This window comes from Cupriavidus malaysiensis, assembly GCF_001854325.1.
GTDB lineage: Bacteria > Pseudomonadota > Gammaproteobacteria > Burkholderiales > Burkholderiaceae > Cupriavidus > Cupriavidus malaysiensis.
In genome coordinates this window covers 4272560-4285867 of the sequence record NZ_CP017754.1, presented here as the reverse complement: position 1 = coordinate 4285867, position 13308 = coordinate 4272560, and the positions used below count along the sequence as shown (strand labels likewise).

General features: G+C 67.2%; 16 protein-coding genes. All 16 read left to right on the top strand.

Going from position 1 to position 13308, the window contains the following annotated elements; genetic code table 11:
* Window positions 1–51: 51 nt before the first annotated feature.
* The gene (locus BKK80_RS19440; protein ID WP_071010052.1) at window positions 52–876 is read left to right on the top strand and encodes an ABC transporter ATP-binding protein; all 825 of its coding nucleotides are present in this window, start codon (window positions 52–54) and stop codon (window positions 874–876) included.
* An 8-nt stretch (window positions 877–884) separates the two neighbouring features.
* The gene (mlaE, locus tag BKK80_RS19435) at window positions 885–1661 is read left to right on the top strand and encodes a lipid asymmetry maintenance ABC transporter permease subunit MlaE (protein WP_071015859.1); all 777 of its coding nucleotides are present in this window, start codon (window positions 885–887) and stop codon (window positions 1659–1661) included.
* Window positions 1662–1716: 55 nt separating this feature from the next.
* The gene (gene mlaD, locus BKK80_RS19430) at window positions 1717–2247 is read left to right on the top strand and encodes an outer membrane lipid asymmetry maintenance protein MlaD (protein ID WP_071037813.1); all 531 of its coding nucleotides are present in this window, start codon (window positions 1717–1719) and stop codon (window positions 2245–2247) included.
* A complete protein-coding gene (locus tag BKK80_RS19425) occupies window positions 2244–3077 on the top strand; it encodes an MlaA family lipoprotein (protein WP_071037814.1) in 834 nt (277 codons plus the stop codon). The genes mlaD and BKK80_RS19425 overlap by 4 nt, the downstream gene beginning before the upstream one ends.
* Window positions 3078–3301: 224 nt before the next feature.
* Window positions 3302–3925: an MlaC/ttg2D family ABC transporter substrate-binding protein gene (locus BKK80_RS19420; RefSeq protein WP_071010045.1), complete on the top strand. Its 624-nt coding sequence runs from the start codon at window positions 3302–3304 to the stop codon at window positions 3923–3925.
* Window positions 3926–4071: 146 nt separating this feature from the next.
* Complete coding sequence (locus tag BKK80_RS19415) at window positions 4072–4368, top strand: STAS domain-containing protein (RefSeq protein WP_071070544.1); 297 nt, start codon at window positions 4072–4074, stop codon at window positions 4366–4368.
* A gap of 221 nt (window positions 4369–4589) precedes the next feature.
* On the top strand, window positions 4590–5540 hold the full coding sequence (locus BKK80_RS19410; RefSeq protein WP_071010041.1) for an ABC transporter ATP-binding protein: 951 nt from the start codon (window positions 4590–4592) through the stop codon (window positions 5538–5540).
* On the top strand, window positions 5537–6367 hold the full coding sequence (locus tag BKK80_RS19405; protein ID WP_071010039.1) for an ABC transporter permease: 831 nt from the start codon (window positions 5537–5539) through the stop codon (window positions 6365–6367). Before BKK80_RS19410 ends, BKK80_RS19405 begins: the two co-directional genes overlap by 4 nt.
* A gap of 86 nt (window positions 6368–6453) precedes the next feature.
* Window positions 6454–6702 carry a BolA family protein gene (locus BKK80_RS19400; protein ID WP_071010038.1) on the top strand — a complete coding sequence of 83 codons (249 nt, stop codon included), beginning with the start codon at window positions 6454–6456 and terminating at the stop codon, window positions 6700–6702.
* Window positions 6703–6809: 107 nt separating this feature from the next.
* The gene (gene murA, locus BKK80_RS19395) at window positions 6810–8060 is read left to right on the top strand and encodes a UDP-N-acetylglucosamine 1-carboxyvinyltransferase (RefSeq protein ID WP_071010036.1); all 1251 of its coding nucleotides are present in this window, start codon (window positions 6810–6812) and stop codon (window positions 8058–8060) included.
* A 17-nt stretch (window positions 8061–8077) separates the two neighbouring features.
* A complete protein-coding gene (hisG, locus tag BKK80_RS19390; protein WP_071010034.1) occupies window positions 8078–8749 on the top strand; it encodes an ATP phosphoribosyltransferase in 672 nt (223 codons plus the stop codon).
* A gap of 30 nt (window positions 8750–8779) precedes the next feature.
* On the top strand, window positions 8780–10117 hold the full coding sequence (hisD, locus tag BKK80_RS19385) for a histidinol dehydrogenase (protein ID WP_071010032.1): 1338 nt from the start codon (window positions 8780–8782) through the stop codon (window positions 10115–10117).
* Window positions 10118–10171: 54 nt separating this feature from the next.
* On the top strand, window positions 10172–11272 hold the full coding sequence (gene hisC / locus BKK80_RS19380) for a histidinol-phosphate transaminase (RefSeq protein WP_071010030.1): 1101 nt from the start codon (window positions 10172–10174) through the stop codon (window positions 11270–11272).
* A gap of 4 nt (window positions 11273–11276) precedes the next feature.
* Window positions 11277–11864, top strand: coding sequence for an imidazoleglycerol-phosphate dehydratase HisB (gene hisB, locus BKK80_RS19375; protein ID WP_071010029.1), 588 nt, complete (start codon window positions 11277–11279; stop codon window positions 11862–11864).
* An 83-nt stretch (window positions 11865–11947) separates the two neighbouring features.
* On the top strand, window positions 11948–12571 hold the full coding sequence (locus BKK80_RS19370) for a YchE family NAAT transporter (protein ID WP_071010027.1): 624 nt from the start codon (window positions 11948–11950) through the stop codon (window positions 12569–12571).
* The gene (hisH, locus tag BKK80_RS19365) at window positions 12568–13221 is read left to right on the top strand and encodes an imidazole glycerol phosphate synthase subunit HisH (protein ID WP_071070542.1); all 654 of its coding nucleotides are present in this window, start codon (window positions 12568–12570) and stop codon (window positions 13219–13221) included. The genes BKK80_RS19370 and hisH overlap by 4 nt, the downstream gene beginning before the upstream one ends.
* The last annotated feature ends 87 nt before the right edge of the window (window positions 13222–13308 follow it).

The window sequence follows — 13308 nt, the reverse complement described above, 5'->3', positions numbered from 1 at the left end:
AGCTATCCGGACAAGCCCTTATAATGCGGCACTGTCCAATGCGGTGCCAATGTGATCGATAAAGCGCAAAACCTCGTCGAGCTAGAGGCGGTCGACTTCGCCTACGCGCCAGGCGCCAAGCCCATCCTGTCCGGCCTGACCATGCGTTTCCCGCGCGGTAAAGTGGTTGCGGTGATGGGGGGCTCGGGCTGCGGCAAGACCACCGTGCTGCGCCTGATCGGCGGGCAGGTGCGGGCACAGTGCGGCCAGGTCAGTTTCGACGGTGCCGATCTCGGCACCCTGGGCCAGAAGGACCTGTACGCCGTGCGCAGGCAGATGGGCATGCTGTTCCAGTTCGGCGCGCTGTTCACCGACCTGTCCGTTTTCGACAACGTCGCTTTTCCGCTGCGCGAGCATTCCGACCTGCCCGAGCCGATGATTCGCGACCTGGTCCTGATGAAGCTCAATGCGGTCGGCCTGCGCGGCGCGCGCGACCTGATGCCGTCGCAGATCTCGGGCGGCATGGCGCGGCGGGTGGCGCTGGCGCGGGCCATCGCGCTCGATCCGGCGCTGCTGATGTACGACGAGCCGTTCGCCGGGCTCGATCCGATCTCGCTCGGCCTGACCGCGCGCCTGATCCGCAGCCTCAACGACGCGCTGGGGGCTACCACCATCATCGTCTCCCACGACGTCAACGAGACCTTCCAGATCGCCGACTACGTCTATTTCATCGCCAACGGTCGCATTGCCGCCGAGGGCGAGCCGGAGGCGTTGCGGGCCTCCGATGACCCGTTCGTGCGGCAGTTCGTGCTGGCCGAGCCGGACGGTCCGGTGCCTTTCCATTATCCCGGGCCGCCGCTGGCCGAGGACTTCGCGCTGGGAGACGGGCGGGCATGATCGGTGCAGTGATCGGTTTCTTCAGCGCGATCGGCGCTGCGGTGCGCCTGGGCGTGGTCGGCGTCGGCCATGCCACACGCATGTTCTTCTCCGTGCTGGTGCTGTCGCCGCCGCTGTTCAAGCGCTTCCGACTGGTGTCGGACCAGATCTTCTTTGTCGGCAACCTGTCGCTGGTGATCATCGCCGTGTCCGGGCTGTTCGTCGGCTTCGTGCTCGGACTGCAGGGCTACTACACGCTGAATCGCTACGGCTCCGAGCAGGCGCTCGGGCTGTTGGTGGCGCTGTCGCTGGTGCGCGAACTCGGTCCGGTGGTCACCGCCCTGCTGTTCGCCGGGCGTGCGGGCACCTCGCTGACGGCTGAGATCGGCCTGATGAAAGCCGGCGAACAGCTCACGGCAATGGAAATGATGGCCATCAATCCGCTGCAACGCGTGATCGCGCCCCGCTTCTGGGCCGGCGTGGTGGCGATGCCGGTGCTGGCCGCGATCTTCAGCGCGGTCGGCATCCTGGGCGGCTACCTGGTCGGCGTGCAGATGATCGGCGTCGACGCCGGCGCCTTCTGGTCGCAGATGCAGAACGGGGTGGACGTGCGCGCGGACGTGCTCAACGGCGTGATCAAGAGCGTGATCTTCGGCATCGCCGTGACCTTCATCGCGCTGTACCAGGGCTTTGAGGCCAAGCCGACACCCGAGGGGGTGTCGCGCGCGACCACGCGCACCGTGGTGATCGCATCGCTGGCGGTGCTGGGACTGGATTTCCTGCTGACCGCGCTGATGTTCAGCTAGGCCGCGCCGCCATCGGCGCGCCTGGCAGGCATACGGCGCTTGAAAAGAGACACAGATGAAAAGAAACGCACTCGACTTCTGGGTGGGGCTGTTCGTGGTGGTGGGCTTCCTGGCCCTGCTGTTCCTGGCGCTGAAGGCAGGGAACATGAGCTCCTTTTCCTTCCAGGAAACCTATTCGGTGCAGGCGCGCTTCGACAATATCGGCGGCCTGAAGGTGCGTGCGCCGGTCAAGAGCGCCGGCGTGGTGGTAGGCCGCGTGGCGGACATCAGCTTCGACGACAAGACCTACCAGGCCACAGCCCTGCTCAAGCTGGACAAGCGCTTCCAGTTTCCCAAGGACACCTCGGCCAAGATCCTGACCTCGGGCCTGCTGGGCGAACAGTACATCGGCCTCGAGCCGGGCGGCGATACCGCCATGCTGGCGGATGGTTCGCGCATCACCATGACGCAGTCGGCCGTGGTGCTGGAGAACCTGATCGGGCAGTTTCTTTACAACAAGGCCGCTGACGCCGGCGCCGGCAGTGGCAATGGCAGCAGCGGCAGCAGCAGCGCTGCCGCCCTGCCGGCAGCGGGAGGTGCGAAATGAATCGGACGCTTTCGATCCCGCGGCGCGCCGGTCTCGCCGCCTGCGCGACCGCCTTGGCCCTGACGGCTGGCTGTGCCACCGGCCCGGACGCCAATCCCAAGGACCCGCTGGAGCCGCTCAACCGCGGCGTCCTGCGTGTCAACGACGAAGTCGACAAGTACGTGATGAAGCCGGTCGCCCAGGCTTACGACTTCGTGCTGCCATCCCCGGTGCAGACCGCGGTCAGCAACTTCTTCTCCAATATCGGCGACGTTTACTCGGCCGCCAACAACCTGCTGCAGGGCAAGCCTACGCGGGCGGTCGAGGATAGCCTGCGCGTGATCTTCAACAGCACGCTGGGCATCGGCGGGCTGATCGACATCGCCACCCCGGCCGGCCTGCCGAAGTACAAGGAAGACTTCGGCCAGACCCTGGGGGTGTGGGGCGTGCCGGCCGGCCCCTACCTGGTACTCCCGGTGTTCGGGCCGAGTACCGTGCGCGACACCGCCGGCATGCTGGTCGACCGCTACATGGATCCGTCGGCCTACCTGCATCCGATCTGGCTGCGCAACTCGCTCACGGGCCTGCGCCTGGTCAACACCCGCGCGCAACTGCTGGGCGTGTCCAACCTGCTCGAACAGGCTGCGCTGGACCGCTACTCGTTCTTGCGCGATGCCTATCTGCAGCGGCGCGAATACCAGATCTATGACGGCAACCCGCCGGCGCGCGACGAGGACAAGGATAAGGACCAGTCAGGCAACCAGGGCGCGTCCGCGCCCGCAGGCCCGCAGCCCGAGGGGCAGACCCTGCCGGTCACGCCTACCGTGCCGAGCCTGCGCATCGGCCGCTAGCGGGCTAGTGGCCACTAGCGCCGGCTGCGCGGCAGCGTGAGCAGCCTGTGAGCACTGCAACAAGTTATTAGATATGGCGCATCCGGCACGGCTGGCCTGAACTCCCGCCAGCGGCCCGTGTTCCAATAGTAAAAGGTGGATCTGCGCCAGCCCCGTTCGCGGGGCTCGCTGCCAGGCACCGGGTGCCGGCGACGATCCGCCTCCACGATAGACAAGGAAACCCAATGATCAAGCGACTCTTGCTTCCCCTCGTGACCGTTTTCGCCTTCAGCGGCGCTGCGCATGCCCAGACGCAGGATGCTTCGACACCCGACGGGCTGGTCAAGGCCGTCGTGGGCGACGTGATGAGCACCGTCAAGGCCGACAAGGACATGCAGGCGGGCAATATCAACAAGATCACCTCGCTGGTCGAGCAGAAGATCTTGCCCAACGCCAATTTCCAGAGGACGACCCAGATCGCCATGGGCCGCAACTGGTCCAAGGCCACGCCCGAGCAGCAGAAGGTGATCATCGATGAGTTCAAGACGCTGCTGATCCGTACCTACGCCGGTGCGATCGCCCAGATCCGCGACCAGACCGTGCAGTTCCGTCCCTACCGTGGTGCGCCCGACGACACCGACGCCACCATCCGCACCCAGGTGATCAACAAGGGCGAGCCGATGCAGCTCGACTACCGCCTCGAAAAGACGCCGCAAGGCTGGAAGGTCTATGACATCAACGTGCTGGGCGCCTGGCTGACCGAGGCCTACAAGGGCAGCTTCAACACCATCGTCGGCCAGCAGGGCATCGACGGTGTCATCAAGACGCTGCAGGACCGCAACCGCCAGCTGGCCAACGCCAAGAGTTGAGCGGGAGAGGGCAGGCCGGCTTCGGAACCCGGTTCCGCCACATTCTGGTTGCGGTGCAGCACGCCGCTGCCAAGCTGCTACAATGACCCGTCAACGCCGCGCCATGACGCCATGGGCGGCGGTTCACAATACCCGACACCCTCCGCATGCTCTCGCTCGGTACCTCGCTGACCAACCGCAACGCCGCCGCCGTGCTGCGTGACGGTCTGTCGCGCCTGGCGCAGGGCGAGGCGCAGGTCGATTGCGCCGCGCTGGCGCAGGTGGATTCGGCCGCTGTCGCGGTACTGCTGGCCTTGCGCCGGGCCGCCGACGCGCGTGGCCAGGCGCTGGCTTTCGTCGGCGTGCCACGCCAGCTGGCCGCACTGGCAGAGGTCTACGGCGTCGACGGCCTGCTGGGCATCCCGGCGGGTGCCGCCGGCTTCTACGCCAGCCACCGACATTGACCCGGCATCCGTGGCGGACCGACGCATCGGCCGCCAGTGCGATGCCCGGGTGCCGGTTCCGGCCGCGCGCCTCGTCCAAAGCGGGACTTCGCCCGCATCCCCTATAATTCCCGGTTGTTCGCCCGTTGCGCGCCAGACGCGCGCGACCGATGCCGGCGGCAGTCCCGCCCAGTCCCGGCCGGCCGGCTCCGCAGAGCCTGCCAGCCCCACAGTACCCGGCCATGAAAGCCATCGAACTCACCGACGTTCGCAAGCGCTACCGCAACCTGCAGGCGCTCAAGGGCGTCAGCTTCTCCGTCGAGCAGGGCGAATTCTTCGGCCTGCTCGGTCCCAACGGCGCAGGCAAGACGACGCTGATCTCGATCCTCGCGGGCCTGAACCGCGCCGACTCGGGCAGCGTCAGCGTGCTCGGGCACGATGTGGTGTCCGACTACCGCATGGCGCGCCGCATGCTGGGCGTGGTCCCGCAGGAACTGGTGTTCGACCCCTTCTTCACCGTGCGCGAGACCCTGCGCCTGCAGTCCGGCTATTTCGGCCTGACGCGCAATGACGACTGGATCGACGAGGTGATGGCCAACCTGGACCTGACCAACAAGGCCGATGCCAATATGCGCCAGCTCTCCGGTGGCATGAAGCGCCGCGTGCTGGTGGCCCAGGCCCTGGTGCACCGCCCGCCGGTGATCGTGCTCGACGAGCCGACCGCCGGCGTCGACGTGGAGTTGCGCCAGACGCTGTGGAAGTTCATCGCGCGGCTCAATCGCGAGGGCCACACGGTGATCCTGACCACCCACTACCTGGAAGAAGCCGAGGCGCTGTGCGACCGCATCGCCATGCTCAAGTTCGGCGAGGTGGTGGCGCTGGACCGCACCAGCAACCTGCTGACCCAGTTCGCCGGCCTGCAGCTCCAGCTGACGCTGGCCAGCGGCACGCTGCCACAGGAGCTCGAGGCGCTGCGCATGCCCGCCAACCCTGGCGAGCGCGGCGTGCGCCTGCGCCTGTCGGGCTATGCGGCGGTGGAACCCATCCTGGCGGCTTGCCGCGAGGCCGGCTGCGAGATCGAAGACATGGAAATCAACAAGGCCGACCTGGAAGACGTGTTTGTCCAGATCATGCGCCGCGAGGCCGACATGCCCGGCGCCCAGGGGGCGTCCGCAATGGAGGTGGCAGCATGAAGGCGCCCGTGGAATTCGACGTGAGCGACGCCGCGCGCCGCCTGCCGGCCGCCGTCTCGGCGCCCGGCGGCCTGGTGGGTTTCCGCACGCTGTTCTACAAGGAAGTGCTGCGTTTCTGGAAGGTCAGCTTCCAGACCGTGGCCGCGCCCGTGCTGACGGCCATCCTTTACCTGCTGATCTTCGGTCACGTGCTGGAAGACCGCGTCAAGGTCTACGACCAGATCAGCTATACGGCCTTCCTGGTGCCCGGCCTGGTAATGATGAGCGTGCTGCAGAACGCCTTCGCCAACAGTTCGTCCTCGCTGATCCAGTCCAAGATCACCGGCAACCTGGTGTTCGTGCTGCTGCCGCCGCTGTCGCACTGGGAGATGTTCAGTGCCTACGTGCTGGCGTCCGTGGTGCGGGGCCTGTCGGTCGGGCTCGGCGTGCTGCTGGTCACCGCCTGGTTCGCGCACCTGAATTTCGCCCACCTGGGCTGGATCCTGGCCTTTGCCGTGCTGGGCGCCGCCATCCTCGGCACGCTCGGCCTGATCGCCGGCATCTGGGCGGAGAAATTCGACCAGCTCGCGGCGTTCCAGAACTTCCTGATCATGCCGGCCACCTTCCTGTCCGGCGTGTTCTATTCCATCCACTCGCTGCCCCCCTTCTGGCAAGGGGTGTCGCATGCGAACCCGTTCTTCTACATGATCGACGGCTTCCGCTATGGCTTCTTCGGCGTGTCCGACGCCGACCCGGTCTTCAGCCTGGCCGTGGTCGGCACCGCCTTCCTGGTGCTGGCGGCGCTGGCGCTGCGGCTGCTGAAGTCGGGCTACAAGCTGCGGCATTGAGGCTGAGGCGCTCCCCCGCGCCGCTGCCGATTCCTATACCGCAAGCCAAGCGATCAGACGTAACGAGACGAAACAAAGAGAAAGACATGCTGCCTACACCGGAACAAGTCAGGGACTATATCGCCCAAGGTCTGCCATGCGAACACCTGCAGGTGGAGGGCGACGGTCAGCACTTCTTCGCCACCATCGTCAGCGGGGAGTTCGAGGGCAAGCGCCTCATCCAGCGGCACCAGCGCGTCTACGCGGCGCTGGGCGACCGCATGAAGGCCGAGATCCACGCGCTGTCGATGAAGACCCTGACGCCCGCCGAATGGCAGGCGGCCGACGGCAAGTAAGAGCAACCGGAAGCGCGGGCACGCAGGGCGGAGCGACGGGGCGGCATGTGCCGCCGCAGCGCGAGCGTCCCTTGCCGGCCCGCCGGCCTTCCACCAAACGACGGAACATGGACAAACTTGAGATCCAGGGCAACGGCCCGCTGCGCGGTGAGATCCGCGTCTCCGGGGCCAAGAACGCCGCGCTGCCGATCCTGTGCGCGGGGCTGCTCTGCGCCGACACGGTCTCGCTGGGCAACGTGCCCGACCTGCAGGACGTGCGCACCACGCTGAAGCTGCTGCGCCAGATGGGCATGAAGGCCGAGCAGGACGGCCACGCCGTCACGCTGGACGGCAGCGGCGTCAACCGGCCCGAGGCACCCTACGAGCTGGTCAAGACCATGCGCGCCTCCATCCTGGTGCTGGGGCCGCTGGTGGCCCGCTTCGGCGAGGCGCGCGTGTCGCTGCCCGGCGGCTGCGCCATCGGGGCGCGGCCGGTGGACCAGCACATCAAGGGCCTGCAGGCGATGGGGGCTGAGATCGCCATCGAGCATGGCTTTATCCATGCCCGTGCCAAGCGCCTCAAGGGCGCACGCGTGGTGACCGACATGATCACCGTGACCGGCACCGAGAACCTGCTGATGGCCGCCACGCTGGCCGACGGCGAGACCGTGCTGGAGAACGCCGCGCGCGAGCCCGAGGTGACCGACCTGGCCCGCCTGCTGGTCAAGATGGGCGCGCAGATCGAGGGCATCGGCACCGACCGGCTGGTGGTGCGGGGCGTCGAGCGCCTGCACGGCGCCAGCCATGACGTGGTTGCCGACCGCATCGAGGCCGGCACCTTCCTGTGCGCGGCTGCCGCCACGCTCGGCGACCTGACGCTGCGCGGCATCAGCCCGGCCATTCTCGACGCGGTGCTGGACAAGCTGCGCGAAGCCGGCGCGCGCATCGACAGCGGCGAGGACTGGATCCGCCTGGCGATGCCGCAGCGCCCGCGCGCGGTCAGCTTCCGTACCTCGGAGTACCCGGCCTTCCCGACCGACATGCAGGCGCAGTTCATGGCCCTGGACGCAGTCGCCGAAGGTACGTCGCGCGTCACCGAGACCATCTTCGAGAACCGCTTCATGCATGTGCAGGAACTGAGCCGGCTGGGTGCGAATATCTCGGTGGAGGGCAATACGGCGGTGGTGACCGGCGTGCCGCGCCTGTCCGGTGCCAAGGTGATGGCCACCGACCTGCGCGCTTCGGCCAGCCTGGTGATCGCCGGGCTGGTGGCCGAAGGCGAGACCGTCATCGACCGTATCTATCATCTGGACCGCGGTTACGACCGCATCGAAGACAAGCTGTCGGCGGTGGGCGCCAAGATCCGCCGCATCGCCTGAGTATCCCGAGGACACCCATGAATCTCGCCATCCGCCCCGCCAACCAGCTGACGCTGGCTCTGTCCAAGGGCCGCATCTTCACCGAGACGATGCCGCTGCTGGAGGCTGCAGGCATCCGCGTCACCGAGAATCCGGAGACGTCGCGCAAGCTGATCCTGCCGACCACGGATCCGGACGTGCGCGTCATCATCGTGCGCGCCTCCGACGTGCCGACCTACGTGCAGTACGGTGCCGCCGATTTCGGCGTGGCCGGCAAGGACGTGCTGATGGAGCACGGCATGGCGGGCCTCTATGCACCGATCGACCTCAATATCGCCAAGTGCCGCATGTCGGTGGCGGTGCCGGCCGGTTTCGACTATGCCAGTGCCGTGCACCAGGGCGCGCGCCTGGCGGTCGCCACCAAGTACGTGCAGACCGCGCGCGAGCACTTCGCCAAGAAGGGCGTGCACGTCGACCTGATCAAGCTCTACGGCTCGATGGAACTGGGTCCGCTGGTGGGCCTGGCCGACGCCATCGTCGACCTGGTCAGCACCGGCGGCACGCTGCGCGCCAACAACCTCGTCGAGGTGGAGGAGATCGTGCAGATTTCGTCGCGGCTGGTGGTCAACCAGGCCGCGCTCAAGCTCAAGCGCGAGCGGCTCACGCCGATTCTCGACGCATTCGAACGGGCCTCGGCGGCGCTGGCCTGAAGCCGCCGCTTGCCCCAGGGGATAGCCATCATGACTGAAAACCGTACCGAACACGTGGTGATCCGCCAGCTCGATTCGAGCGAGGCGGGCTTCGCCGCCGCGTTGCGCGAGGTGCTGGCGTTCGAGGCTTCGGAAGACGAAGCCATCGACCGCGCCGCGGCGCAGATCCTGGCCGACGTGAAGGCGCGCGGCGATGCCGCGGTGCTGGAATACACGCAGCGTTTCGACCGCGTCGAGGCCGCCTCGCTGGGCGCGCTCGAACTGTCGCAGGCGGAGCTGGAAGCCGCGCTCGACGAGCTCGAGCCCAAGCGCCGCGCGGCGCTGGAGGCGGCGGCGGCGCGCGTGCGCGCCTACCACGAGAAGCAGAAGATCGAATGCGGCAGCCACAGCTGGGAGTACACCGAGTCCGACGGCACGGTGCTCGGCCAGAAGGTCACGCCGCTCGACCGCGTCGGCCTCTACGTGCCGGGCGGCAAGGCCGCCTATCCCTCGTCGGTGCTGATGAACGCGATTCCCGCGCGCGTGGCCGGCGTCAAGGAAGTGATCATGGTGGTGCCGACGCCGGGCGGCGTGCGCAACCCGCTGGTGCTGGCCGCCGCGCAGATCGCCGGCGTCGACCGCGTGTTCACCATCGGTGGCGCGCAGGCGGTCGGGGCGCTGGCCTACGGCACCGCCACGCTGCCGCAGGTGGACAAGATCGTCGGTCCGGGCAATGCCTATGTCGCGGCCGCCAAGCGCCGCGTGTTCGGCACGGTGGGCATCGACATGATCGCCGGGCCGTCCGAGATCCTGGTGATCTGCGACGGCACCACCGATCCCGACTGGGTGGCCATGGACCTGTTCTCGCAGGCCGAGCACGATGAACTGGCGCAATCGATCCTGCTGTGCCCGGACGCCCGCTACATCGCCGCGGTGGAGGCCAGCATCCAGCGCCAGCTCGATGTGATGCCGCGCCGCGACGTCATTGCCGCCTCGCTGTCCGGACGCGGCGCGCTGATCAAGGTGCGCGACATGGACGAGGCCTGCGAGATCGCCAACGCGATCGCGCCGGAGCACCTGGAGATCTCCGCGGAGAATCCGCGCCAGTGGGCGGAGAAGATCCGCCATGCCGGCGCCATCTTCCTAGGCCGCTTCACCAGCGAGTCGCTCGGTGACTATTGCGCCGGCCCCAACCACGTGCTGCCGACCTCGCGCACCGCGCGCTTCTCTTCCCCGCTGGGCGTCTACGATTTCCAGAAGCGCTCCAGCCTGATCGAGGTCAGCGAGGGCGGTGCGCAGATGCTGGGCCAGATCGCCGCCGAACTGGCCTACGGCGAGGGGCTGCAGGCCCACGCACGCAGCGCCGAGTACCGTATCAAGCGCAGTTGATTCCACCCGCCGCCGCCCTGCCGGGCGGCGGCAACCCACCCGAGAGGACCTTCCATGTCTGCCGTAAAGCCTTCCCTGATCGAACGCATCATCCGTGACGACGTGCGCGCCATGGGCGCCTACCACGTGCCGGACGCGCATGGTCTGGTGAAGCTCGACGCCATGGAGAACCCCTACCTGCTGCCGCCCGCGCTGCGCGCCGAACTGTCCGCCCGCCTGGGCGAGGTCGCGCTCAACCGCTACCCGGTGCCGAGCAGCGACGCGCTGCGCGCCAGGCTCCAGGCGGTGATGCAGGTGCCGGCCGGCATGGATGTGCTGCTCGGCAACGGCTCCGACGAAATCATCAGCATGCTGTCGCTGGCCGCCGCCAAGCCGGGCGCCAAGGTGCTGGCGCCGGTGCCGGGCTTCGTCATGTACGCGATGTCGGCGCAGTTCGCCGGCCTGGGCTTCGTCGGCGTGCCGCTGCGCGCGGATTTCACGCTCGACCGCGACGCCATGCTGGCGGCCATGGCCGAGCACCAGCCCGCCATCATCTACCTGGCTTATCCGAACAATCCCACCGGCAACCTGTTCGACGAAGCCGACATGGAGGCCATCCTGCGCGCCGCCGACGGCGCCGTCTGCCAGAGCCTGGTGGTGGTCGACGAGGCCTACCAGCCCTTCGCCCAGCAGAGCTGGATGCCGCGCCTGGCGGACTTCGGCAACCTGCTGGTGATGCGCACCGTGTCCAAGCTTGGCCTGGCTGGCATCCGCCTGGGCTACGTGGCCGGCGCGCCGGAATGGCTGGCGCAGCTCGACAAGGTGCGTCCGCCATACAACGTCAATGTGCTGACCGAGGCCGCCGCGCTGTTCGCGCTGGAGCATGTCGCCGTGCTCGACGAGCAGGCGGCCCGGTTGCGCGCGGAACGCGCGAACCTGGTGGCGGCGTTGCAGGCGCTGCCCGGGGTCACCGTCTTCCCCAGCGCGGCCAATTTCCTGCTGCTGCGCGTGCCCGATGGCGCACAGATCTTCGACCGAGTGCTGGCGCGCAAGGTGCTGATCAAGAACGTGGGTAAAATGCACCCGTTGCTGGCCAACTGTTTGCGCGTCACGGTCAGCACCCCCGAAGAGAACGCGCAGTTTCTCGAGGCCTTCCGTGCCTCGTTGCAGGATTAACACCATGCGTGTTGCAGAGGTCACCCGCAATACCTCCGAAACGCAGATCCGCGTTTCGCTCAATCTCGACGGCACCGGACGCCAGAAGCTGGCCTCCGGCGTGCCCTTCCTCGACCACATGCTGGACCAGATCGCCCGGCATGGCATGTTCGACCTGGAGGTCGAGGCCAAGGGCGATACGCATATCGACGACCACCATACGGTCGAGGACGTCGGCATCACGCTCGGCCAGGCCGTGGCACGTGCCATCGGCGACAAGAAGGGCATCACCCGCTACGGGCACAGCTATGTGCCGCTGGACGAATGCCTGTCGCGCGTGGTGATCGATTTCTCGGGCCGCCCGGGCCTGGAATTCCACGTGCCGTTCACGCGCGCCCGCGTGGGCAGCTTCGATGTCGACCTGACCATCGAGTTCTTCCGCGGTTTCGTCAACCATGCCGGCGTCACGCTGCATATCGACAACCTGCGCGGCATCAATGCCCACCACCAGTGCGAAACCGTGTTCAAGGCCTTCGGCCGGGCGCTGCGCATGGCGGTGGAACTGGATCCGCGCGCAGCGGGCACCGTGCCGTCCACCAAGGGTACGCTGTAAGCAGAACCGCCCCCCGGCGCGCCGGGGGGGCGGAACCGCCGCGAGGCGCCTGGATTGGCCGGCAAGCCGGCCGCACGCAACCGATGGATACCCTCAAGTCGTTCATCTCGCTGCTGGCGCTGATCAACCCGATCGGGGCGATCCCGTTCTTCATCAGCCTGACGGACCAGCAGTCCGAGACCGAGAAGCTGCACACGATCAAGATCGCATCGATCTCGGTGGCGGTGGTGGTGGCGGTGTCGGCGCTGCTGGGGCAGCAGATCATCGAGTTCTTCAATATCTCGGTGGCGTCCCTGCAGGTCGGTGGCGGCCTGATCATGATCATGATGGCCATGAACATGCTCAACGCCCAGACCAGCCGCACCAAGGCCACGCCCGAGGAGGAGGACGAGGCCGAGGCCAAGGCCAGCGTGGCGGTGGTGCCGCTGGCGCTGCCGCTGCTGACCGGGCCGGGCTCGATCAGCACGGTGATCGTCTATGCCGGCAAGACTCAGCACTGGTACCAGTTGCTGGTGCTGGTCGCCATCGGCGTGGTGCTGGGGGCGGTGGTGTATCTGGTATTCCGCGCGGCCGACCCCATTTCCAGGGTGATCGGCCGCACCGGCATCAATATCGGCACGCGCCTGATGGGCCTGATCCTGTCGGCGCTGGCCGTGGAATTCATTGTGGACGGGCTGAAGACCCTTTTGCCTGTTTTGAAATCATGACTACCATAGCAATTGTGGATTACGGCATGGGCAACCTGCGCTCGGTCGCGCAGGCACTGCGTGCCGCGGCGCCGGAAGCGGATGTGCGGGTGGTGGATGCTCCCGAGGGTATCCGCGCCGCGGACCGGGTGGTGCTGCCCGGCCAGGGCGCGATGCCGGACTGCATGGGCGCGCTGGGAGCCTCGGGCCTGCAGCAGGCCGTGCTGGAGGCGGCGGCCAGCAAGCCGATGCTGGGCGTGTGCGTGGGCGAGCAGATGCTGTTCGACAGCAGTACCGAGCGCCGCGCCGGACAGGGCGACACGCCCTGTCTCGGACTGATGCCCGGCGAAGTGATCCGCTTCGAGCTGGACGGCATGACACAGCCGGACGGCTCCCGCTTCAAAGTTCCCCAGATGGGATGGAACCGGGTCCGGCAGGTCGGTGCCCACCCGCTGTGGGAGGGGATCCCGGACGACAGCTGGTTCTATTTCGTCCACAGCTACTACGTGCGGCCGCACAACCCGGCCCATACGGCAGGCGAAACGCAGTATGGCGTCGTGTTTACCAGTGCCGTGGCGCGCGATAATATTTTTGCCACGCAGTTCCATCCGGAAAAGAGCGCCGCGATGGGTCTGCAGCTGTACAGGAACTTCGTGCATTGGAATCCGTGAGGATCCGGCCCTTGACCGATCGACCTGTTCTGACTTGAATCGACCCGAACTGACCTGACCTGACTCGACCGGTCCGCCGGTCTTGTT

Coding starts and splice junctions, on each gene's coding strand:
- mlaD (WP_071037813.1), top strand. CDS start 1,717: ATGAAAAGAAACGCACTCGACTTCTGGGTGGGGCTGTTCGTGGTGGTG.
- BKK80_RS19425 (WP_071037814.1), top strand. CDS start 2,244: ATGAATCGGACGCTTTCGATCCCGCGGCGCGCCGGTCTCGCCGCCTGC.
- BKK80_RS19420 (WP_071010045.1), top strand. CDS start 3,302: ATGATCAAGCGACTCTTGCTTCCCCTCGTGACCGTTTTCGCCTTCAGC.
- BKK80_RS19415 (WP_071070544.1), top strand. CDS start 4,072: ATGCTCTCGCTCGGTACCTCGCTGACCAACCGCAACGCCGCCGCCGTG.
- BKK80_RS19410 (WP_071010041.1), top strand. CDS start 4,590: ATGAAAGCCATCGAACTCACCGACGTTCGCAAGCGCTACCGCAACCTG.
- BKK80_RS19405 (WP_071010039.1), top strand. CDS start 5,537: ATGAAGGCGCCCGTGGAATTCGACGTGAGCGACGCCGCGCGCCGCCTG.
- BKK80_RS19400 (WP_071010038.1), top strand. CDS start 6,454: ATGCTGCCTACACCGGAACAAGTCAGGGACTATATCGCCCAAGGTCTG.
- murA (WP_071010036.1), top strand. CDS start 6,810: ATGGACAAACTTGAGATCCAGGGCAACGGCCCGCTGCGCGGTGAGATC.
- hisG (WP_071010034.1), top strand. CDS start 8,078: ATGAATCTCGCCATCCGCCCCGCCAACCAGCTGACGCTGGCTCTGTCC.
- hisD (WP_071010032.1), top strand. CDS start 8,780: ATGACTGAAAACCGTACCGAACACGTGGTGATCCGCCAGCTCGATTCG.
- hisC (WP_071010030.1), top strand. CDS start 10,172: ATGTCTGCCGTAAAGCCTTCCCTGATCGAACGCATCATCCGTGACGAC.
- hisB (WP_071010029.1), top strand. CDS start 11,277: ATGCGTGTTGCAGAGGTCACCCGCAATACCTCCGAAACGCAGATCCGC.
- BKK80_RS19370 (WP_071010027.1), top strand. CDS start 11,948: ATGGATACCCTCAAGTCGTTCATCTCGCTGCTGGCGCTGATCAACCCG.
- hisH (WP_071070542.1), top strand. CDS start 12,568: ATGACTACCATAGCAATTGTGGATTACGGCATGGGCAACCTGCGCTCG.